Source organism: Streptomyces armeniacus, assembly GCF_003355155.1.
GTDB lineage: Bacteria > Actinomycetota > Actinomycetes > Streptomycetales > Streptomycetaceae > Streptomyces > Streptomyces armeniacus.
In genome coordinates this window covers 5058659-5080040 of the sequence record NZ_CP031320.1, presented here as the reverse complement: position 1 = coordinate 5080040, position 21382 = coordinate 5058659, and the positions used below count along the sequence as shown (strand labels likewise).

At 74.5% G+C, this 21382-nt stretch carries 19 protein-coding genes; 10 read left to right on the top strand and 9 right to left on the bottom strand.

From position 1 onward, the window contains the following. Positions 1-77: 77 nt before the first annotated feature. From DVA86_RS22150 to DVA86_RS22130, 5 genes are all read left to right on the top strand, one after another. On the top strand, positions 78-1301 hold the full coding sequence (locus DVA86_RS22150) for an arginine deiminase (protein ID WP_208880804.1): 1224 nt from the start codon (positions 78-80) through the stop codon (positions 1299-1301). Between the two features lie 175 nt (positions 1302-1476). Next, a complete protein-coding gene (argF, locus tag DVA86_RS22145; protein WP_208880802.1) occupies positions 1477-2487 on the top strand; it encodes an ornithine carbamoyltransferase in 1011 nt (336 codons plus the stop codon). Positions 2488-2697: 210 nt separating this feature from the next. Continuing rightward, on the top strand, positions 2698-3711 hold the full coding sequence (locus DVA86_RS22140) for a C40 family peptidase (RefSeq protein WP_208880800.1): 1014 nt from the start codon (positions 2698-2700) through the stop codon (positions 3709-3711). Positions 3712-3980: 269 nt separating this feature from the next. Then, the gene (locus DVA86_RS22135) at positions 3981-4808 is read left to right on the top strand and encodes an enoyl-CoA hydratase family protein (protein ID WP_208880798.1); all 828 of its coding nucleotides are present in this window, start codon (positions 3981-3983) and stop codon (positions 4806-4808) included. 11 nt (positions 4809-4819) lie between these two features. After that, on the top strand, positions 4820-7129 hold the full coding sequence (locus DVA86_RS22130) for a bifunctional salicylyl-CoA 5-hydroxylase/oxidoreductase (RefSeq protein ID WP_208880796.1): 2310 nt from the start codon (positions 4820-4822) through the stop codon (positions 7127-7129). A 50-nt stretch (positions 7130-7179) separates the two neighbouring features. Here the strand turns inward: DVA86_RS22130 and DVA86_RS22125 are convergent, their stop codons facing one another. The 4 genes from DVA86_RS22125 to DVA86_RS22110 all read right to left on the bottom strand — a co-directional run bounded on the left by DVA86_RS22125 (position 7180) and on the right by DVA86_RS22110 (position 10386). Next, the gene (locus tag DVA86_RS22125; protein WP_208880794.1) at positions 7180-7599 is read right to left on the bottom strand and encodes a hypothetical protein; all 420 of its coding nucleotides are present in this window, start codon (positions 7597-7599) and stop codon (positions 7180-7182) included. Positions 7600-7665: 66 nt separating this feature from the next. Then, positions 7666-7866 (bottom strand): DUF3099 domain-containing protein, encoded by a 201-nt coding sequence (locus DVA86_RS22120; protein WP_208880792.1) that lies wholly within the window; start codon positions 7864-7866, stop codon positions 7666-7668. A gap of 34 nt (positions 7867-7900) precedes the next feature. Further along, complete coding sequence (locus DVA86_RS22115; RefSeq protein WP_245996963.1) at positions 7901-8731, bottom strand: PaaX family transcriptional regulator; 831 nt, start codon at positions 8729-8731, stop codon at positions 7901-7903. Further along, positions 8728-10386: an AMP-binding protein gene (locus tag DVA86_RS22110; protein WP_208880788.1), complete on the bottom strand. Its 1659-nt coding sequence runs from the start codon at positions 10384-10386 to the stop codon at positions 8728-8730. The genes DVA86_RS22115 and DVA86_RS22110 overlap by 4 nt, the downstream gene beginning before the upstream one ends. A 170-nt stretch (positions 10387-10556) precedes the next feature. On the opposite strand from DVA86_RS22110, the gene DVA86_RS22105 reads away from it, so the two are divergent. Beyond that, positions 10557-11840, top strand: a complete 1284-nt coding sequence (locus DVA86_RS22105) for an acyl-CoA dehydrogenase family protein (protein ID WP_208880786.1) — start codon at positions 10557-10559, stop codon at positions 11838-11840. After that, positions 11837-12235 carry a RidA family protein gene (locus DVA86_RS22100; RefSeq protein ID WP_208880784.1) on the top strand — a complete coding sequence of 133 codons (399 nt, stop codon included), beginning with the start codon at positions 11837-11839 and terminating at the stop codon, positions 12233-12235. The genes DVA86_RS22105 and DVA86_RS22100 overlap by 4 nt, the downstream gene beginning before the upstream one ends. Before the next feature lie 12 nt (positions 12236-12247). On the opposite strand, the gene DVA86_RS22095 is transcribed toward DVA86_RS22100, so the two are convergent. From DVA86_RS22095 to DVA86_RS22085, 3 genes are all read right to left on the bottom strand, one after another. Then, positions 12248-12667 (bottom strand): VOC family protein, encoded by a 420-nt coding sequence (locus DVA86_RS22095; protein WP_208880782.1) that lies wholly within the window; start codon positions 12665-12667, stop codon positions 12248-12250. A gap of 87 nt (positions 12668-12754) precedes the next feature. Beyond that, entirely contained in the window at positions 12755-13654 is a 900-nt protein-coding gene (locus tag DVA86_RS22090) for an isocitrate lyase/PEP mutase family protein (RefSeq protein ID WP_208880780.1), read from the bottom strand. Next, positions 13651-14496, bottom strand: coding sequence for an ArsR/SmtB family transcription factor (locus DVA86_RS22085; protein WP_208880778.1), 846 nt, complete (start codon positions 14494-14496; stop codon positions 13651-13653). The genes DVA86_RS22090 and DVA86_RS22085 overlap by 4 nt, the downstream gene beginning before the upstream one ends. A 291-nt stretch (positions 14497-14787) precedes the next feature. Between DVA86_RS22085 and DVA86_RS22080 the strand changes: the two genes are divergently transcribed. Next, on the top strand, positions 14788-16770 hold the full coding sequence (locus DVA86_RS22080) for a hypothetical protein (protein ID WP_208880776.1): 1983 nt from the start codon (positions 14788-14790) through the stop codon (positions 16768-16770). A gap of 35 nt (positions 16771-16805) precedes the next feature. Here the strand turns inward: DVA86_RS22080 and DVA86_RS22075 are convergent, their stop codons facing one another. Then, positions 16806-17183 carry a hypothetical protein gene (locus DVA86_RS22075; RefSeq protein ID WP_245996960.1) on the bottom strand — a complete coding sequence of 126 codons (378 nt, stop codon included), beginning with the start codon at positions 17181-17183 and terminating at the stop codon, positions 16806-16808. A gap of 25 nt (positions 17184-17208) precedes the next feature. Further along, positions 17209-18963, bottom strand: a complete 1755-nt coding sequence (locus DVA86_RS22070) for a translation initiation factor 2 (protein WP_245996958.1) — start codon at positions 18961-18963, stop codon at positions 17209-17211. Positions 18964-19250: 287 nt separating this feature from the next. Here DVA86_RS22070 and DVA86_RS22065 point away from each other — a divergent pair, with 287 nt between their 5' ends. Together DVA86_RS22065 and DVA86_RS22060 are read left to right on the top strand one after the other, a co-directional pair. After that, on the top strand, positions 19251-19742 hold the full coding sequence (locus tag DVA86_RS22065; RefSeq protein ID WP_208880775.1) for a hypothetical protein: 492 nt from the start codon (positions 19251-19253) through the stop codon (positions 19740-19742). Between the two features lie 156 nt (positions 19743-19898). Beyond that, a complete protein-coding gene (locus DVA86_RS22060) occupies positions 19899-21332 on the top strand; it encodes an alkaline phosphatase PhoX (protein WP_208880773.1) in 1434 nt (477 codons plus the stop codon). Positions 21333-21382 lie beyond the last annotated feature (50 nt).

The following is a 21382-nucleotide window of genomic DNA, read 5'->3' as shown; positions in this document are numbered from 1 at the left end:
GTACGGGAGCGCGGTCCGCGCCCGCGGCAGTGTCCATACGCTGGGCGTACGCCGCCCGCCTCGGACAGGATGGGGTCATGGGATTCCATGTCGACTCCGAGGCCGGGCGGCTCCGCCGCGTCATCCTGCACCGGCCGGATCTTGAGCTGAAGCGGCTCACCCCCACGAACAAGGACGATCTCCTGTTCGACGACGTCCTCTGGGTGCGCCGCGCCCGGCAGGAGCACGACGCGCTGGCCGACGCCCTGCGCGACCGCGGTGTCCAGGTGCACCTCTTCGGCGACCTGCTCGCCGAGAGCCTCGACGTGCCGGCCGCCCGCTCCCTCGTGCTGGACCGCGTCTTCGACGAACGGGAGTACGGCCCCCTCGCCACCGGCCATCTGCGCGCGGCGTTCGACGAACTGCCGACGCCAGAACTGACCGAGGCGCTGATCGGGGGCATGACCAAACGCGAGTTCCTGGCCGGCCACCAGGAGCCCACCTCCGTACGGTTCCACGTGATGGACCTGGACGACTTCCTGCTCGCGCCGCTCCCCAACCACATCTTCACCCGCGACACCTCCGCCTGGGTCTACGACGGGGTGTCCATCAACGACATGCGCTGGCCCGCGCGCCGCCGCGAGACCGTGCACTTCGAGGCGATCTACCGGCACCACCCGCTGTTCACCGCGAACGATTTCCGCTTCTGGTCCGAGGGCCACGTCTCGTACCCGTCCACCATCGAAGGCGGTGACGTGCTGGTGATCGGGAACGGCGCGGTGCTCGTCGGGATGAGCGAACGGACGACGCCGCAGGCCGTGGAGATGCTCGCGCGCGGGCTGTTCACGGCGGGCTCCGCCAGCACCATCGTGGCGCTGGACATGCCGAAGCGGCGGGCGTTCATGCATCTCGACACCGTGATGACCATGATCGACGGCGACACCTTCAGCCAGTACGAGGGCCTGGGCATGCTCCGCTCGTACACCATCGAGCCCGGCGGCGAGGCGCACGAGCTGAAGGTCACCGACCACCCGCCGGAGCACATGCACCGCGCCATCGCCGCCGCGCTGGGCCTCGACCGCATCCGCGTGCTGACCGCGACCCAGGACGTGCACTCCGCGGAGCGCGAGCAGTGGGACGACGGCTGCAACGTGCTGGCGATAGAGCCGGGCGTTGTGCTGGCCTACGACCGCAACGTCACCACCAACACCCACCTGCGCAAGCAGGGCATCGAGGTGCTGGAGGTGCAGGGCAGCGAGCTGGGCCGGGGGAGGGGCGGCCCGCGCTGCATGAGCTGCCCGGTCGAGCGGGACGCGGTGTAGCCGCACGGAGGGGCCCCAGCCGCGCGGCGGGGCCCCAGCCGCACGAAGGGACCCAGTGGCGCGGCAGGGGCAGGGCAGCGGGCGGCGGGAGGACCGTATGCGGCAGCTCGTATAGAGATGCAGATGTACGTATATACTTCCGGTGCCGTCCCTGTTCGCGATCTAGGAGCCCTCCATGGCGATTGACCTCACAGGCCGCCATTTCCTCAAGGAGGCGGACTTCACCCCCGAGGAGTTCCGCCACCTGATCGACCTCGCCGCCGAGCTGAAGGCGGAGCGCGCGGCGGGGACGGAGCGGCAGCGGCTCCGTTCCCGCGGCGTCGCGCTGATCTTCGAGAAGGCGTCGACCCGTACCCGCTGCGCCTTCGAGGTGGCGGCCGCCGACCAGGGGGCCGCCACCACGTACCTCGACCCCTCCGGCTCCCACATCGGATACAAGGAGTCGGCGCGGGACACGGCGCGGGTGCTGGGGCGGATGTACGACGGCATCGAGTTCCGCGGCAGCTCGCAGGCGACCGCCGAGGAGCTGGCCGCGCACGCGGGCGTCCCCGTCTACAACGGGCTCACCGACGACTGGCACCCCACCCAGATGCTCGCGGACATGCTCACCATGACCGAGCACGGCGCACGGCCGCTGGACCGCACCGGCTACGCCTACCTCGGCGACGCCCGCAGCAACATGGGCAACTCCTGCCTCGTCACCGGCGCCCTCCTCGGCATGGACGTCCGCATCGTCGCCCCCCGCGCGCTCTGGCCGCACGAACGGGTCGTGGCGCAGGCGCGCGAGCTCGCGGCACGTACGGGCGCGCGCGTCACGCTCACCGACGAGGTCGCGGAGGGCGTGCGCGGCGCGGACTTCGTCGCCACCGATGTGTGGGTGTCGATGGGCGAGCCCAAGGAGGTCTGGGACGAACGGATCGGGCTGCTGCGCCCGTACGCCGTGACCATGGACGTCCTGCGCGCCACCGGCAACGACGACGTGCGCTTCCTGCACTGCCTGCCCGCCTTCCACGACCTGGGCACGGAGGTCGGCCGGGAGATCCACGGCCGCTACGGGCTGGACTCGCTCGAAGTCACGGACGAGGTCTTCGAGTCGGGGTACTCCGTCGTGTTCGACCAGGCGGAGAACCGCATGCACACCATCAAGGCGGTGCTGGTCGCCACGCTGGCGGGGGCGCGGCGCTGACCGTACGGGGCGGGCTGTACTGGGCGTTGCGGCTGCTGCACGGCGGCTGTACGCGCGGTGGCCGTACGGGCGCTTGCAGAGGTCCGACCTGTGAAAGTTCGCCTCTTCGCTGGGAGTCGGCGTGAAGGTGCGCCACGATGATGCCGCCCGCCGGAGCGGACCTCCGCCCCGACGGGACCGGCTCCACCCCCCACACACGAAGGAGGCGCCATGTCTCTGCTCGCGAACATGAGCCGCCGCGCCAGAATCTCCCTGGCCTCGCTCGCTGCCGGCGGCCTCATCGCCGCCGGCGCCGTGGTCATACCCGCCGCCGCCACCCCCGCCCCCACCCAGAGCGGCTCCAGCCAGCAGGCCACGGCACAGGCCGAACTCACCCCGAAGGAGATGCTCGCGCGGGCCGAGACCTGGCTCACCGCGAACGGCGGCTCCCAGGTGCCGTACAGCCAGACCGAGACCTGGTCGGACGGGTACCGGCAGGACTGCTCCGGCTACGTCTCCATGACGCTCGGACTGTCCAAGCCCGGCCCGAACACCGTGGGCCTCGCGGAGAGCCGCGACCTGACCACCCCCATCTCGCTCGGCGACCTCAGGGCCGGTGACCTGCTCATCGACGCCGACGGCTCCAACACCACCCGCCACGTGGTGATCTTCGAGGGGTGGACCGACTCCTCGCACACCGCGTACTCGGCGTACGAGCAGCGCGGCGGCCACGGCACCGACCACCGCGTGCTCGACTACGGGCTGGACTCCGGCAGCGAGTACAAGCCGTACCGCCCGGTGAAGCTGTCCGGCGAGGCCCCGCCCACGACGCCGCCCGGCGCGGAGTGGCCGGTGCTCAAGAACGGCAGCGAGGGCGCGGACGTCACGGCCGCGCAGTACCTCCTCGGCGCCCGCGGCCACACGACGGCGGCGGACGGCGGCTACGGCCCGAAGACCGTCGCGGCGGTCAAGGCGTTCCAGAGCTCGCGGGGCCTCGTGTCCGACGGCGTGATCGGCCCCAAGACCTGGCCCGAGCTGGTCAAGACGGTCGAGCGGGGCGCGACGGGCGGCGCCGTCAAGGCGGCGCAGACCCAGCTGAACGTGTACGGGCACGGCCTCGAGGTGGACGGCAGCTTCGGCGACCGTACGGTCGCGGCCGTCAAGGACTTCCAGCGCGGCCACAAGCTGGCCGTGGACGGCGTGGTCGGCCCGCAGACGTGGGCGGCGCTCGTCGGCACGGAGTGAGCACCGCGACGGTGGGGCACCGCGACGGTGAGCACCGTACGGCGGACCGGGACGGACTGAATCCGTCCGGGACGGACTGAGACCGAGGACTGCGACGCCCCTGCCCGGGAACGGGCCGGGGCGTCCGGCTGTCCGGGGCCGGCCGCCATCCGGCCGCCATCCGGCCGGTCCGTGCGGCCCTGCGGCCGGTATCTATCGCGCGCCCGTGACGACGGTCACGAAACGGTGATACGTTCATGGTGCAGGCCACGCGTGAAAGGCAGGGCAGCATGAGCCCGTTCACCGGTTCCGTACACGCCGCAGAGCGGTGGGAGCACATCAGGGTCACGGAGGACGACGGCACCGTCACCGTCACGCTCGACCGGCCCGGCAAACTCAACGCGCTCACCTTCGAGGCCTACGCCGACCTGCGGGATCTGCTCGCCGAGCTGTCCCGTACGAAGCGCGCCCGCGCGCTCGTGCTCGGCGGCGAGGGCCGCGGCTTCTGCTCCGGCGGCGACGTCGACGAGATCATCGGCGCCACCCTGTCGATGGACACCGGTCAACTTCTCGACTTCAACCGGATGACCGGCCAGGTCGTCCGCGCCCTCCGCGAGGCGCCGTTCCCCGTCGTCGCCGCCGTACACGGCGTGGCCGCGGGCGCGGGCGCCGTGCTGGCGCTCGCCGCGGACTTCCGGGTCGCCGACCCGACCGCCCGGTTCGCGTTCCTCTTCACCCGCGTCGGGCTGTCCGGCGGCGACATGGGCGCCGCGTACCTGCTGCCGCGCGTCGTCGGGCTCGGGCACGCGACCCGCATCCTCATGCTGGGGGAGCCCGTGCGGGCGGCGGAGGCCGAACGCATCGGCCTGATCAGCCAGCTGGCGGACGAGGGCGGCGTACACGAAGCCGCCGACGGGCTGGCCCGCCGGCTCGCGGACGGCCCGGCCCTCGCGCACGCGCAGACGAAGGCGCTGCTGACGGCCGAGCTGGACATGCCGCTGGCCGCCGCCGTCGAGATGGACGCGGCGACGCAGGCGCTGCTGATGAACAGCGAGGACTACGCCGAGTTCCACGCGGCGTTCGGCGAGAAGCGGTCTCCGAAGTGGCAGGGCAAGTGACGGCGGGGCCAGTGACGGCAGGTACGGCGGCGGGGCAGGCGGCGGCGGGCACGGCGGCGCGTGTCGCCGTGGTCGGCGGCGGCCCCGGCGGCCTCTACGCCGCCGCCCTCCTGAAGCGCCTCGACCCGTCCCGCGACATCACCGTCTTCGAACGCAACGCGCCCGACGACACGTTCGGCTTCGGCGTCGTCCTCTCCGACGAGACCCTCGGCGGCATCGAGCACGCGGACCCGGCCGTGTACGCGGCGCTTCAGGAGGAGTTCGTCCGCTGGGACGACATCGAGATCGTGCACCGCGGACGCACCCTCACCTCCGGCGGCCACGGCTTCTCCGCGCTCGGCCGCAGGCGGCTGCTCGCGGTGCTGCACGAGCGCTGCCGGGAGCTGGGCGTACGGCTCCGGTTCCGTACGGAGGCACCGCCCGCCGAGCAACTCGCCCGCGAGCACGACCTGGTCATCGCCGCCGACGGCGTGCACAGCGCCACCCGCGAGGCGTACGCGGACGCGTTCCGGCCGCGGCTCACCACGCACCGCTGCCGCTATATCTGGCTCGCCGCCGACTTCGCCCTCGACGCGTTCCGCTTCGAGATAGCCGAGACCCCGCACGGCGTCGCCCAACTCCACGCCTATCCGTATGCGGGGGACGGTTCCACCGTCATCGTCGAGATGCGCGAGGAGGTCTGGCGTGCCGCCGGCCTGGACCGGCTCGACGAGGCGGCGTCGGCGGCGTACTGCGCGAAGCTGTTCCCCGAGACCCTCGACGGCCGCCCGCTGCGCGGCAACAACTCGCAGTGGATCGCGTTCCGCACCGTCGTCAACGACCGCTGGTCGCACGGCAACACCGTGCTCATCGGCGACGCCGCGCACACCGCCCACTTCTCGATCGGCTCCGGCACCAAGCTCGCCGTCGAGGACGCCCTCGCGCTGGCCGCGTGCCTCCAGGAGCAGCCGGACGTACCGGCCGCGCTGGCGGCGTACGAGGCGGAGCGGCGCCCCGTCGTGCAGTCCACGCAGCGCGCGGCGCGCGCCAGCCTGGAGTGGTTCGAGGACCTGGCGACGTACGTCGGGCAGCCGTCGCACCAGTTCGCGTTCAACCTGCTCACCCGCAGCCGCCGGGTCACCCACGACAACCTGCGGCTGCGCGACGCGGGCTTCGTCGCCGAGGTGGAGCGCGCGGAGGGCGTGCCGGAGGGCACGCCGCCGATGTTCACGCCGTTCCGGCTGGGCGGACTGACGCTGCGGAACCGCGTCGTCGTCTCCGCCATGGACATGTACTCGTCGGAGGACGGCGTACCCGGCGACTTCCACCTCGTGCACCTCGGCGCCCGCGCGCTGGGCGGCGCCGGGCTGGTGATGACCGAGATGGTGTGCGTCTCGCCCGAGGGCCGCATCACGCCGGGCTGTACGGGCCTGTGGACCCCGGAGCAGGCGGCGCACTGGCGGCGGATCACCGACTTCGTACACGCGCAGTCGCCCGGCACCGCGATCGGCGTCCAGCTCGGGCACTCGGGCCGCAAGGGCTCCACCCGGCTGATGTGGGAGGGCATCGACGACCCCCTCCCGGACGGCAACTGGCCGCTCGTCGCCCCGTCCCCGCTGCCGTACCGGCAGGGCGTCAGCCAGACACCGCGCGCGCTCGGGCGCGCCGAACTGGCCGCGATCCGGGACGAGTTCCGCGACGCGGCGCGGCGCGCGGCCACCGCCGGGTTCGACCTGCTGGAGCTGCACTGCGCGCACGGCTACCTGCTGTCCAGCTTCCTGTCCCCGCTCACCAACCAGCGCACCGACGCCTACGGCGGCGACCTCGGGGGACGGCTCCGCTTCCCGCTGGAGGTGCTGGACGCCGTACGCGAGGTGTGGCCCGGCGAGCGCCCGCTGACCGTACGCATCTCCGCAACCGACTGGGCGGAGGGCGGCACTTCGGGCGAGGACGCCGTCGCCATCGCCGCCGCCATGGCGGAGCACGGCGCCGCCGCCGTCGACGTGTCCACCGGCCAGGTCGTCCCCGACGAACAGCCCGACTACGGGCGCTCGTACCAGACGCCGTACGCCGACCGCATACGCAACACCCTCGGCGTGCCCGTCATCGCCGTCGGCGCCATCTCCTCCTGGGACGACGTCAACTCGCTGATCCTCGCGGGCCGCGCCGACCTGTGCGCGCTCGCCCGGCCGCACCTCTACGACCCGCACTGGACCCTGCACGCCGCCGCCGACCAGGAGTACCAGGGTCCGGGCGCGCCCTGGCCGCGGCAGTACGGCGCGGGCAGCCGCAAGCCGCCGACGGGCCGCACCGAGGGGCCCAAGCCCCGGCTCACGCTGTAAGCCCCCGTCTCACGCTGTGAGCCGCGAACCGCCGTGTGGGGCGGTGCCGTTCAGCCCTGTCCGGCGCCGCGCGCGTGCAGGGCCTCGGTGAGGGCGCGGCTGATCTTCGCGGGCCCGGTGACGGCCTTCAGCGAGTAGACGCCGAGCACGCCGGTCGGCGCGGGGCCGATCAGCTCCGCGCCGTGGCTCTCGTCGATGATGATCTGCTGCAGCTCCTGGTGGACATTGCCCAGATCCGCCACCCCGTAGATGACCATCGACTGGCCGTCAGCGGCGAGTTCGACACTTCCCGTCTTCGTCAGCCGCGCGGTCAGGGCACCGACGGCGGCATCGAGCGGGACACTGCCCTTGCGGCCCAGCACGCGAACGGTGCCGTCGCGTATGACCAGCACGCCCATGCGGCCGACCAGGGCCATCTTGCTGCGTTTGAAGCCGATGAGCGCGACGACCGGCGGGGGAGCTTCAACCATGGGCGGAGTGTAGCCAGCGCCGCCCGTCCGGGGCCGCCGCTGTTGCGGAACGCGTACACGCCCGCGCTACTCCTCGTCCCACCAGCGGTCGTCGGGCCCGCGCCGGTTGCCGACGATCGCCGCCGCCGGCGGGATCACCATGGCGATCACGCACATCGCCACCGCGACCGGCACCGACCACAGGCGCACGAACGCCCAGGCGCTGACGAAGAGGGTCAGGCAGACCGCCATCAGCGTGAAGTAGCGCCTGCGCCGCCGTGCGTACACGACTCCAGCGTACGGCGCCGGGGAGGCACGGCGGTCAGCCCGCCGCCCCTCGCAGCAGCGCCGGGTACTCGGCGCCCGCGTCCCGCAGCCTGGCGTGCAGCCCGGCGAAGACCCGCGCCGCCCGCTCGCCCGGCCAGTCCGGCGGCAGCAGCGACGCGGGCAGCCCCGGGTCCGCGTACGGCAGCCTGCGCCAGGCGTCCAGCGCCAGCAGGTAGTCCCGGTACGCCTCCTCCGGCGGTACGCGGCGGCGCCGCGCCCAGGAGCGCAGCACCGGCTCGTGGGTCTCCAGGAACGCCCGGTGCAGCTCCCCGATCGCCGCCAGGTCCCACCACCGGGCGACGGCCTCGGCGGTCGGCTCGAAGCCGGCGTGCGTACCGCGGAACAGGTCGACGTACGCGGTGAGTTCGAGCCGCTGCAGCGTGTGCCGCGTCTCCTCCTCCAGATGCGAGGGGGCGAGCCAGATGCCCGGTGCCGCGTTCCCGAAGCCGAGCCGGGCCAGCCGCGACCGCAGCACGTGGCGCCGCCTGCGCTCGCTCTCCGGCACGGAGAACACCGCGAGCAGCCAGCTGCCGTCCGGCCTCGGCCGCGAGTAGATCCGCCGGTCGCCGTCCTCCAGCAGCTGCCGCGCGGCGGCGGAGGGCGCGTACCCGGCGGACTTGCTCCCGGCGTGCGCGGGGACGAGCAGCCCGCGGCGTTTCAGCCGCGACACGGCGGACCGTACGGAGGGCGGGTCGACGCCGACCGCGCCGAGCAGGCGGATCAGCGCGGCGATCGGAACGGTGCCGTCGTCGAACTCGCGCCCGTACGCACCGTAGAACGTGACGATCAGGGAGCCGGGGGGAGGGGTGCTGTGCCACGCCGTCACTCTAGATCGGCTCCGGGGGCCGCTCCGGCCCCGCGGAGCCGGAACCGCTGGAGCTTCCCGGTCGGCGTACGGGGCAGGGAGTCGGCAAAGACGATCTCCCGCGGGCATTTGTAGGGCGTCAGCTCCGATGTGGTGAACTCCCGTAGCCGGTCCGCCATTTCACTCCCACGGGGGGTGCCCGCACGCAGCACCACGTGTGCCACGACCGACTGGCCGCGCCGCGCGTCGGGCCGTCCGACGACGGCGGCCTCCAGCACGTCGGGGTGGCGCAGCAGGGCGTCCTCGACCTCGGGCCCGGCGATGTTGTAGCCGGCGGAGATGATCATGTCGTCGGCGCGTGCGAGATACCGGAAGTAGCCGTCCGGCTCCCGTACGTACGTGTCCCCGGTGATGTTCCAGCCGCCGCGCACGTACTCGCGCTGCCGCTCGTCAGCGAGGTAGCGGCAGCCGACGGGGCCGCGTACGGCGAGCAGGCCCGGTTCGCCGTCCGGCACCGGCGTCACGCCGTCCTCCTGCACGACCCGCGCCTCGAAGCCCGGCACGGGCACGCCCGTGCGGCCGGGCCGGATCGCGTCGTCGGCGGCGGAGATGAAGATGTGCAGCATCTCGGTGGCGCCGATGCCGTCGATCAGCCGCAGCCCGGTCCGCTCGTGCCAGGCCTCCCAGGTGCCGACGGGCAGGTTCTCGCCGGCGGAGACACAGCGGCGCAGCGACGAGATGTCGTACGCGTCCCCGCCCCCGTCCGGGTCGTCGAGCTTGGCGAGCATGCCGCGATATGCGGTCGGCGCCGTGAACAGGACGCTTATGCCGTACGACTGCACCGCCTCCAGCATCTGCGCCGGACCGCTCCACTGCTCCAGCAGCGACGCGGCGCCCGCCCGCAGCGGGAAGATCACCAGGCCGCCCAGCCCGAACGTGAAGCCCAGCGGCGGGCTGCCCGCGAACAGGTCGTCCGTGCGCGGCCGTACGAGCCGCTCCGAGAAGGTGTCCGCGATGGCCAGCACGTCGCGGTGGAAGTGCATGCAGCCCTTCGGACGGCCGGTGGTGCCGGACGTGAACGCGATGAGCGCCACGTCGTCGCCCGCCGTCGGCACGGCCTCGTACCGGTCCGGCTGCCGCTCCGCGCGGCGCAGCAGGTCGTCCGGGGCCTCGCCGCCGTACGCCGTCACGCGCAGCCCCGGCGCCTCCGCCTTGACCAGGTCGTCGAGGGCGCGCGCGTCGCACAGGGCGTGGCTCACCCGCGCGATCTCGCAGATGGTGCGCAGTTCCTGCGGCCGGTGCGCGGCCAGCACGGTGACCGCGACGGCGCCCGCCTTCATCACGGCCAGCCAGCAGGCGGCGAGCTGCGGCGTCGTCGCGCCGCGCAGCAGGACGCGGTTTCCGGGCCGCACGCCGAGCTCGTCGGTGAGGACGTGCGCGATCCGGTCGACGCGGCCGCGCAGCTCGTCGTACGTCCAGCTCTCGCCGCCGCCGACGAACGCGCGGCGGTCGCCGCCGAGCCGCTCGATGGTGCCGTCGAGAAGTTCCGCGCCGCAGTTGAGCCGTTCGGGGTAGCGCAGCTCGGGCAGGTCGAACGACAGCAGCGGCCACTCGCCGGGCGGCGGCAGATGGTCCCGGGCGAAGGTGTCGACGTGGGCTGACGGGCTGAGCTGCATAACGGTCGTGCCCCCTTCGGCGGTCCAGAAGGCGCTGGTTCCCGGCGTGCGATGGGGTACCCCGCCGGCGGCGGAAATGGGGTCTCCCCGCCGGAGGCAGGGGACGTGCCGATGAGCGTATCGTCTTGGTGACGACAGTCAACGGTCCGCGATAAAGGAGGGCGTTGCCCATGCGGGCTTTCGCGCTGGAACCGGAGCAGCACGACTGGTGCCGGGAGCTGCGTACGCTGGCCGCGGAGCGGCTCCGGCCGCTCGCCGAGGACGGGCACGGCGGGAAGGACGGGAAGGACGGGCAGGACGGGCAGGACGGGCAGGACGGGCAGGACGGGAGGCACGGGAAGGACGGGCACGACGGGCACGGCGGCAATGGGGTGAACCGGCCGCTGGTCGCGGCGCTCGGTGAGCACGGGCTGCTCGCCCGCGTCTTCCCGCCGGACGGCGCCGCAGCCTCCGCGCTGGACCTGTGCCTGCTGCGGGAGTCGCTGGCGTACGGCTGCACGGAGGCCGAGACCGCGCTCGCCCTGCAGGGCCTCGGCGCGTACCCGATCGCCCAGTCCGGCAGCGAGGAGCAGCGGGACCGCTGGCTGCCGGACGTCGCCGCGGGGCGCGCCGTCGCCGCCTTCGCGCTCAGCGAGCCCGGCGCGGGCTCCGACGCCGCCGCGCTCGCGCTGGCGGCGGAACCGGACGGTTCCGCGGGCGCCTCCACGAGCGGTTCCGGAGGCTCCGCCGGCGGTTCCGGGGCCGGTTCCGGCACGGGCGGCTGGCGGCTGACCGGCACGAAGACCTGGATCTCGAACGCGCCGTACGCCGACGTCTACTCCGTTTTCGCCCGCACCGGCGAGGCGCCGGGCCCCCGCGGCATCACCGCGTTCCTGGTGCCCGCCGACCGGCCGGGCCTCACCGGCGAACCCCTCGACATGCTCTCCCCGCACCCGATCGGCACCCTCCACTTCGACGGGGTGCCGGTCACGGAGGCGGACGTCCTGGGCACACCCGGCGAGGGCTTCGGCGTCGCGATGCGCACCCTGAACCTGTTCCGGCCGAGCGTCGGCGCCTTCGCCGTCGGCATGGCACAGGCCGCCCTGGACGCCGCGCTCGGCCACGCCGCCGGACGTACGGCCTTCGGCGGCGTGCTCCGCGACCTGCAGACGGTCTCCCACCAGCTGGCCGAGATGGCCACGCGCGTGGAGGCGGCCCGGCTGCTCGTGTACGCGGCGGCGGCCGCGTACGACCGCGGGGACGCGGGCATCGCCAAGCGCGCCGCGATGGCCAAGCTGCTCGCCACCGAGACCGCGCAGTACGTCGTCGACACCGCCGTCCAGATCCACGGCGCGGCCGCCCTCCAGCGGGGACATCTCCTCGAACACCTCTACCGCGAGGTCCGCGCCCCCCGCATCTACGAGGGGGCCACCGAGGTGCAGCGTTCGATCATCGCGAAGGAGCTCTACCGTTGACTCTCCACCGCACCAACCCCGACGGCCTCGCGCCGCCCGCCGGCTTCTCGCACGCGGTCACCGCCACCGGCGGCAGGCTGGTGTTCCTCGCCGGGCAGACCGCGCTGAACGAGGCGGGCAGCATCGAAGGCGAGGGCCTCACCGCCCAGTTCGACCGGGCGCTGGGCAACCTGCTGGCCGCGCTGCGCGCCTCCGGCGGCACGCCCGCCGACCTCACGCGCGTCACCGTCTACACCACGGACGTGGCCGCGTACCGGGAGCAGGCCCGCGAACTCGGCCGCGTCTGGCGCGCGCACGCCGGGCGCGACTACCCGGCGATGGCCCTTGTCGGGGTGGTGCGCCTGTGGGACGAGGAGGCGCTGGTGGAGCTGGACGGCATCGCGGTGCTGGACTAGGGCCGGCCGCGGTCAGGACTGCTTGCCGGGGGCCGCCGCCGGGTCCATCCACATGAACTCCCAGAGGTGGCCGTCCAGGTCGTACACGGCACGGCCGTACATGAAGCCCTCGTCCATCGGCTCCCGTACGGCCTCCCCGCCCGCCGCCAGCGCCTTGTCGGCGAGCTCGTCGACCGCCGCCCGGCTCTCGACGCCCAGCGCCACCGTGGCCTCCGTGGTCTTGGTGGCGTCGGCGACGTCCTTCGTCGTGAAGGTCTGGAAGAACGGCTCCACGAGCAGCATCGTGAAGATGCCGTTCTCCTCGTCGATCACCATCGCGGCCGCGTTCTGGTCGCACATCTCCTCGTTGAAGGTGAAGCCGAGCTTCCCGAAGAACTCGCGGGAGCGGGCGAGGTCCTTCACGGGCAGGTTCACGAAGATCATCTTGGACATCGGGTGCTCATCTCTCTCCGGGCCCGCGCTGTGCGGGCTTTCGCCGTTCGGGCTTTCGAGGAGACAGACGGGCGGGCCGCGCGAAACTCATCGGTCCGGCGGTGCGGAGTCCTCCGCCCACGACCGGGCTTCGGCGTAGCCCGGCAGCGGCCCCGGCTCCGCGCCAGGGCGCAGCACCGACCGGGCCAGGTCCACCGCGTGCCGTACGGCGGCGCGGAACAGCAGCGAGCCGCAGCTGACGCGCCGTACGCCCAGCTCGGCCAGCCGCTCGTACGTGTGCCTGCCGGGCGCGAACAGGACGTTGAGCGGCGCCTCCAGCTCCCCGGCCAGCGCGGCGATGTCCTCCTCCGCCGTCAGGGCGGGGACGAACACGCCGTCGGCGCCTGCCGCCACGTACGCGTGTGCCCGGCGCAGCGCTGCCGGGACGGTGGGGTCGGCGGCGAGCCAGTGGGTGTCCGTACGGGCGTTGACGAACAGGCCGGGCGCGGCCTCCTTCACCGCGCTGATCCGCGCGCACTGCAGCGCCGGGTCGGCGAGGGTGCCGTCGGGACGGCCGTCCTCGATGTTGATCCCGGCGACGCCCGCACGCGCCAGCCGCGCGGCGAAGTCCGCGACGTCGGCCGGTTCGTCGCCGAAGCCGCCCTCGATGTCGACGCTCACGGGCACCGGCAGCCGCGCCAGCCCGCGGGCCAGCGCGAGCGTCTCGGCCCGCGCCGCCCCTGTCCCGTCGGGCAGCCCCGCCGCGGCCGCGACACCGAGGCTGGTCGTGCCGACGGCGGGGAAGCCGCTCCGGCAGAGCGCGACGGCCGAGGCGCGATCCCAAGCGTTCGGCAGGAGGAGCGGGCGGCCGCGGAGGTGGAGGGTGCGGAAGGCGGCGGCGAGCGGCGGTTCGGCGGGCGGCGTTTCAGCGGGCGGGGCGCCCGCCGCCGCGTCCGTACGCGGGCCCGCGCCCGGTCCCGTACGCCCGTCCGCGCCCGGGGCGTTCACGCCGCACCCCGCCGGGACGACGCCGTACGCGCGTCCGTATGCGGGCCGCCGCGTGGCTCCGTACGTGGCTCCGTACGCGCCTCCGCAGCGGCCAGGGCCTCCGGTGCCACGCCCAGCGCGCCGAGCGCGTCCCGGCCCCGTGCGGTCACGCGCAGGGCGCGCCGGGAGCCGATCCGTTCGCACCAGCCCTCGTCGAGGGCGTGTGCGCACAGCGCGGCGCCCGCGAGGCCCGCGAGGTGCGTACGGCGCTCCGTCCAGTCCAGGCACGCGCGGGCGACCGGGCGGCGGCTGCCCCGGCGCGGCGTCGGGTCCATGCCGCGCTGCCGGAACCACGCCAGGCCCGCGTCCGTCAGGGCGAACCCCGTCGACTCCTGCAGCAGCCCGCGCCGCAGCAGGGCGTCGGTGACCCCGACGCCGAGGCCGCCCGCCAGATGGTCGTAGCAGGTGCGGGCCCGCGTCATGGCCGCGCTCGCGGAGGCGTGCCGGAGCCCGCGCGGGGCGGGCGGCGGGCCGGCGTGCGCGGCCATGTCCTCGATCAGCTGGGCGAGTTGCGGGTCGGCCAGCCGTACGTAGCGGTGCCGCCCCTGCCGTACCTCCTCCAGCAGGCCGCCCGCGACCAGCCGGTCGAGGTGCCCGCTGGCCGTGGGAGCCGCCACCCCGGCCGACCGCGCCAGCTCGCCCGCCGTCCACGCGCGCCCGTCCAGCAGGGCCAGGCAGAACCGCGCCCGCGTCTCGTCGGCCAGCAGCCCGGCCAGCCGGGCGAGCGCCGTGCCGGAGGCGGCGGGTGCTGCGTGCCCTCGTGGTGCGGCCCCTCGCGCTGCGTGCCCTCGTGGTGCGTCCATACGCCCATGGTGCGGCGCGTTCGGTTCGGCCGCGGCCGAAGTGTGCGCGGGGTCCCGTACGGGCGGTGCAACGCGGTTGGCGGCAGGCCGAGTTCACGTAGAGTTGCCGCGTGACGACAGGAGCGGGTCCGGGCGGCCGGGGGCCGTCACGCGTACCGGACGCCGTACGGGACGCACGGCGCGTACGGCGCGTACGGCGCGTACGGGACGCACCGCCCGTACGAGGTGCCGCGCCCGTACGGGACCCACGGCCCCGTCGAGACCCCCAGGACAGACACCGGAGCCCGCCGCATGCCCTACCAGTTGCCGCCCGAACCGCCCCACTTCGTGGACCGGGACGACGAGCAGGCGCGCGCCTTCCGTGCGGTCGCGGAGTGGGGCGAGCGGTCCCGCCCGCTGTGTCTCGCGCTGAACGGGCTGGGCGGCGCCGGAAAGACGGAGCTGGCCTTCCGTATCGCCCGCGGGCTGCGCGACCGCTACCCCGACGGCGTCCTTTACGAGGACCTGGACGACTACCGCCGGGACGGCGCGGTCGAGACCGCCGACGTGCTCGGACAGCTGCTGCGCGCGCTCGGTGTGCCCTCTGAGCTGCTGGCGCCCTCGTTCGCGGCGCGCCGCAAGCAGTGGTGGGAGCTGACCGAGCAGAAGCGGCTCGCCGTCGTGATCGACAACGCCCGCTACGGCACCGAGGTGCTGCCGCTCCTGCCCGCCTCCGGCGCCTCCCTGGCGATCGTCGTGAGCCACGGCCCGCTCTACGACCTGGAGAGCGGCGCCGCCATCGAGCTCCCCCTGTCACCGCTGGACGAGCCGTACGTCGCCGACCTGCTGCGCCGCGTCGCCGACGACGGCCGGCTGGCCGCCGAACCGGACGCGGCGGACGGCCTCGTACGGCTGTGCTCAGGGCTGCCCGCCGCCGTACACGTCGCCGGGCGCTGGATCCGCCGGCACCACATCCGTCCGCTGTCCCGGCTCCTCGGTGAACTCACCGCGGAGTTCGACGAACAGGGCCTCCCCGTGGTCGAGAAGGTGTGGGACGCGGCGTATCGGTCCCTCGGCCCCGACGCCGCCCGCCTCTACCGGCTGCTCGCCACCGCACCCGGCAGCGGTGTCGGACGGGAGGGCGCCGCCGCGCTCCTCGGGCGCGGCCAGGACCCGGCGGACACGGCGCTGGAGGAGCTCGACGGTGCGGGCCTGCTGGTCTGGCGCGAGCGGCGCATCCGGCTGCCCGACCTGCTCCGCGCGCACGCACGGCGGCGCGCGCGGGAGGACGGCGGCGAGACGGAGGCCGCGGACGGACGACGCCGCGCCCTGCGGTGGATTCTGCGGCAGGCGCAGCGCGCGGACGTCACCGCGGCGGGCCCCCGTATGACGCTCGCCGCCGAGGAGCCGCCGCAACAGGGCGCGCCTGACGTGCCGTTCGCGGGCAAGGCGGGTGCGGTGCGCTGGCTGGAGGCCGAACGGCACGCGCTTTTCGACTCCGTACGGACGGCGTACGCGTACGGGCTGGACGCCGAGGCCTGGGCCCTGTGCGAGCCGCTGTGGACGCTGTTCCTCGACCACCCGCACTACGCCGACGTCATCGACGCCTTCCGTACCGGGCTCGCCGCGGCGCAGCGCGCCGGGCATCCGCGCGCCGCGCTCCGTATGCGCTGCATGCTGGCCCGCCCCCTGTGGGAGCAGGGGCTGCTGGACGACGCCGAACGGGAGGTGGAGCAGGCGCTGGACGCCGTACGGGCGCTGGCCGTGCCGGAGGAGCAGCCGGTGCGGGCCCTCGACCGCAAGCTCGGCGCGTCCGCCTTGGAGGCGCGCGGGATGCTCCGTACGGCGCGCGGCCAATGGGCCGAGGCGGCGGCGGATTTCGACGCCTCCCGCCGCGTACACGAGGAGATCGGGAACGCGTACGGCGCGCTGCTCCAGACGTACCGTCTGGGCGAGGCGATGGCCGCCCTCGGCGAACTGACACGTGCGGCCGAACTGCTGACACGTGCGCACGCGAGCGCCGCCGACCAGGGCCGCGCCCGGATGACGGCACGCACCGGGCTGGCGCTCGGCGGCGTACGGCAACGGCTCGGGCACCACGGCGCGGCACGTGCACTGTACGAGGCGTCACTGGCGGGTGCACGCGAACGCGGTTCCGAACGCGAGGAGTTGCGCTCCCTGGACGCGCTCACCGCGCTGGCCGAGGAGACGGGAGACGCGGCGGGCGCGGCCGCCCACCGCGCGGCGGCACAGACGGTCCGCGCCCGGAACGGGCTTGCGGGCGCCACGGAGTAACGCCACCCGGGGGGTGCTGTGGGGGCCCGCGGCCCTCAGATCCCGGGCCCGTAACCGGGATCCGGCTCCGTGCGGGGAGTCCACCATTCGGTGAGCCCCCACAGCCCGCCCGCGAGCGCGGCCACGGCCACGAGCATCGCGATCCAGGGGCGCGGCACCAGGCGCGCGGCCAACGCCCAGACGGCCGGCGGCAGCAGAGCGCCGCCGAGCACGATGAGCGGCAGGTCGACGTAGAGCACGCTCAGGTCCCGCGCGTGGCCCTCGAACCCGCCGTCGATGCCGGGCGCCGCACGCGGCGCCCACACCAGCGGCGCGGCCACCGCGCCGACGCAGGCGAGAAGGCACCCGGCGCCGGTCCGGCCCACTGCCCCCGCCGCGCCGTCCGCATCCCGCCGCTTCGCGCTGCCGCTCATGCCCGCAACGGACGTCCCCGGTGCGCTACACGGTTCCGCCGGTTCCGCCGGTTCCGCCGGTTCCGCCGGGGTCCGCGGCGGGCGCCCACTGTACGGAGTCGGGCGGCCCCTGTACGGAGCTGTCCGCCTCGTCATCCGTCGCGGCACGCACCACCGTACGGAACGCGATCCCGCCCACGTCGCACGTGAACTCGGCAGGCGGCTCCGGAGGCGCGGGCGAGGCGGCGGACAGCCAGCCGTGCACGGCGCTCAGTGCGGCGGCCGGGTCGGCGCGTACGACGCGCCCGTCCGTCGTCCGGTCCGGCTCGACGTGGACGGTCAGCAGCGCGCCCGAGTGCGCACGTACGACGCACATCCGGTCGGAGAGCACGACGGCCGCCGTACGGCACGCCGGGTACGTCTCCAGCGCGTGCGCGGTCCAGCCGGCGGCCGTCCACGCCGCCTGGTGCGGGGAGTCGGCGCCGTACGGTGCGCGCCGGCGGTAGAGCAGCGCGGCGGTCTGGGCGTGCCGTTCACCGGCAGTGCCCTGTTCGGCGGCGAGATGGTGTGCCGCGGAGGCGTCGGTGCCTGCCGGGAAGCGTTCGACGGCGATACGGGTGCCGCCGCCCGCGCCACCCTCCGCCCGCAGACGCACCCGTACGGCGAACGCGGCGGGCGCGCGGCCCGGCGTACGGGGCGCGGGGAGCGTACGGGGCTCCGCCGCGCCCGGCGGCGTACGGAGGCCGAGCAGCACGTACGCCTCCGTACGGAGCCGCCGCAGCACACGCCCCTGCCCCGCGAACGCCGAGTCCGCGACCTCCCGTACGGTCTCCGGCTCGCACGCGCCGAGCGCCGCCGGCAGTCCGTCGAAGGGCCGGTCCGGGGCCAGGTGCGGGCTGCGCGCGAGGAGTTCGGCCATCGGGCTGCCGGGGATGAGCTCCTCGCCACCGTCGTACGCACCGACCACCGGGCACCCGAGGGCGGCCGCGTACAGAGCTGTCGAACCGTGGTCGGTGACCACCGCGTCGGCCGCGGCCAGGACGGCCGCCCATTCCTCGTACGGCTCCGCGAGCACCAGCCCGGCGCCCAGCGCGGGCTCCAGCCACTGCGCGAGGTCCAGCTCGCCCGCGCCGCTGCGCTCGTTGGGGTGGAGCGTCAGCGCGAGCTGGTACGCGTCGTGGGGGAGGCCGAGCGCGAGCTCGGCGGGGAGCACGGGGCGCCGCCCGAGCAGCGACTCGCGGCCCCACGTGGACGTGAGGACGACCAGCCGCCGCGCGCCGGTGCCGAGGGCCGCGCGGTAGCGGTCCCGGTGGCCGCGCGAGTCGAGGACGCGCTCCAGCGTCGGGTCGCCGACGACGGCGGCACGGGCGGCGGCCTGCGGAGAAAGCGACGTGAGCCGCGCCAACTGCCGCGGGTGCGCGAGCGCGTGGAAATCAGCCACGGCCCGGCCGTCGCGCACCAGGAACCCCGGGTCGAGCCCGGACGGTGCTCCCTCGGCGCCTTCGCCCGGCACGCTCTTGCTGAAGCCCGCACCGTGCGGAAGCAGCAGGAGGGGGCCACGCAGCTCGGTGACGGGTCCCTTGGGGCTGGCCGCCAGTATCAGGTCGTACGTGCCGTCGAGTGCCGTGGCCCACGCGACGGTTCGGGCTCCCGCGCGTTCGACGGCGGCCAGGGCGTCGAGGTCGAAGTCGGAGCCGGGGACGAGGGTGAAGACGCGCGTGATCCGCTCGTCACCGGCGAACACCGGGAGCACGTCGAGCAGCCGGTGCAGGGCGGTCGCCGAACGGGCGGCGAACAGCACCCTGCGACGAGCGCCCGTCGCCCGTCGCCCGTCGCCCGTCGCCCGTCGCCCGTCGCCCGTCGCCCGTCGCCCGTCGCCCGTCGCCCGTCGCCCGTCGCCCGTCGCCCGTCGCCCGTCGCCCGTCGCCCAGAGTGTTCATCCTAGTGCGCCCGCTTCCGCATGGAGGCTCGTTTCCCCAGATCAGATGGGGTTCGCGGGGGTGCGTCGGACGGCATGTGCCGATCGTACCGGCCGCCGTATGGGCCGATCCCGCCCGCGGCCGGCCGCCGGCGGGGAGAATGCGCGCCATGGGTGAGTGGGGAATCGCGCTGGTCGCGGCGTGCTCGGCGGTCGCGGGCAGTCTGGTCACGGGGTGGTTCACGCGCAGCGCGGGCAGCAGGCAGGCCGCCGCGGCCCGGCACGCGGGCGACCGCCAGGCGGACGCGCTGCTGGACACCGTACGGATGACGCTGGAGGAGCAGCGCGCCGTACGGACGCTGGACCAGCGGCGGCAGACGTACGTCCGCTTCCTGGACGCCGCGGAGACCGCGATCCTGACCCGCACGACCGGCGAGGGGCACGCGGACGACCGTGCCGCCCTGCAACGCGCCTACGGCGCAGTCCTGTTGGAGGGCCCGGACGACGCCGCGGGCGCTGCCCGCGATCTGCTCGGCTGCCTGCGGGGGACCGCCACCGCCTCCCTCGACGATCTCGAACGGGCCCGCCTGGCGTTCGTCGCCGCCGCCCGCACGGCCCTGGACGACGACGGCCCCGACGCCGCCCCTGTCCGCGTCAGCTGAGCCGCAGGAGGCGATCCGGAGAGCCGATCCCGGGGGCAGCCGGCCGGTGGCCGAAAGCGTTCGCCCAATGCTCACGTTCCGTTGGGAACCGGAACGGGGCCCCGCTCCTAGGGTGACTCGCGCCGCCCCCCTTCCGCAGCATCGAAAGGGCTCCCCATGACAGGCAAGTCCGCCGGCAGCACGAACGGTTCCGGTTCCGGTTCCGGTTCTGGTTCTGGTTCCGATTCCGGTCCCGGCTCTGGTTTCGAGCGACGCACTCTCCTGCGCGGTGCGGCGGTGGCCGCGGCCGCGTCCGTGCCGTTCCAGGCGCTGACGGCGCGGACGGCGGCGGCCGCCCCCGTCAAGTTCGCGTTCGACGCCGGCTACGGCCCGCTGAGCCCCGTACGGGATCAGGCCACGGGCCTGGAGCTGCTGCACCTGCCGCGCGGCTTCGAGTACCTCTCGTACGGCTGGACCAACGACCTCATGGACGACGGGGCGCGCACCCCCTCCGCGCACGACGGCATGGCCGCGTTCCGGTACGGCGACCGGGTGCACGTCGTACGCAACCACGAGCGCGGCGCCGGGCCCGCGTTCACCGCCCCCGCCTACAACCCGCAGGCCGGCGGCGGCACCACCACCCTGGTCTTCGACCCGGACGCCGGCGAGTGGCTGGAGTCGTACGGCAGCCTCGGCGGCACCATCCGCAACTGCGCCGGCGGGCCCACCCCCTGGAACACCTGGCTCACCTGCGAGGAGACCTTCTCCACCACGGCCGGCAAGCGGCACGGCTACATCTTCGAGGTGGCGTCGCGCGGCAAGGGCAACCCCGAGCCGTACACCGCCATGGGCCGGTTCAACCACGAGGCCGTCGCCGTCGATCCGGCGACCGGCCATGTCTACGAGACCGAGGACCGGGGCGACGCGTCGCTGTACCGGTTCGTGCCGGCGGTGCCCGGCGACCTGGCCAAGGGCGGCCGGCTGGAGGCGCTGCGCATCGGCAGCACGACGTACGACACCCGCCGCGACGGGGCGCACGACGCGGAAGGGACGGGCGGGGCGCGGTCGTACGGCACCGTCTCCTGGGTGCCCGTCGACGACGTAGACCCGGCGGAGGACACGGTGCGGCTCCAGGCGCAGGCGAACGGCGCCGCGGTGTTCAGCCGCCTCGAGGGCGCCTGGTACGGCAACGACCGCATCTACGTCATCACCACCGACGGCGGCCCCGCCGGCCAGGGCCAGGTCTTCGAACTCGACCCGGCCACCGACGAGTTCCGCGTCCTCTTCGCCTCCCCGGGCGCCGACGTGCTCAACGCGCCCGACAACATGTGTGTCAGCCCGCGCGGCGGCCTGGTGCTGTGCGAGGACGGCGGCGGCACCGAGTACGTGCACGGCCTGACCACGGACGGCGAGATCTTCCGCTTCGCCGCCAACAACGCCGACCTGCGCGGCGGTACGGCGGGCAAGGACGTACCGGCCGCGGACCACAGGGGTTCCGAGTGGGCCGGCTCCGTCTTCGAGCCGAAGAACGGCAAGTGGCTGTTCGTGAACATCCAGACCCCCGGCATCACGTTCGCGATCACCGGCCCCTGGGCGCGCGGCGCGCTCTGATCCGCGCGGACGGCCTCCGCGAGGACGGCGCGCCCGGCAACCCCGAGCGC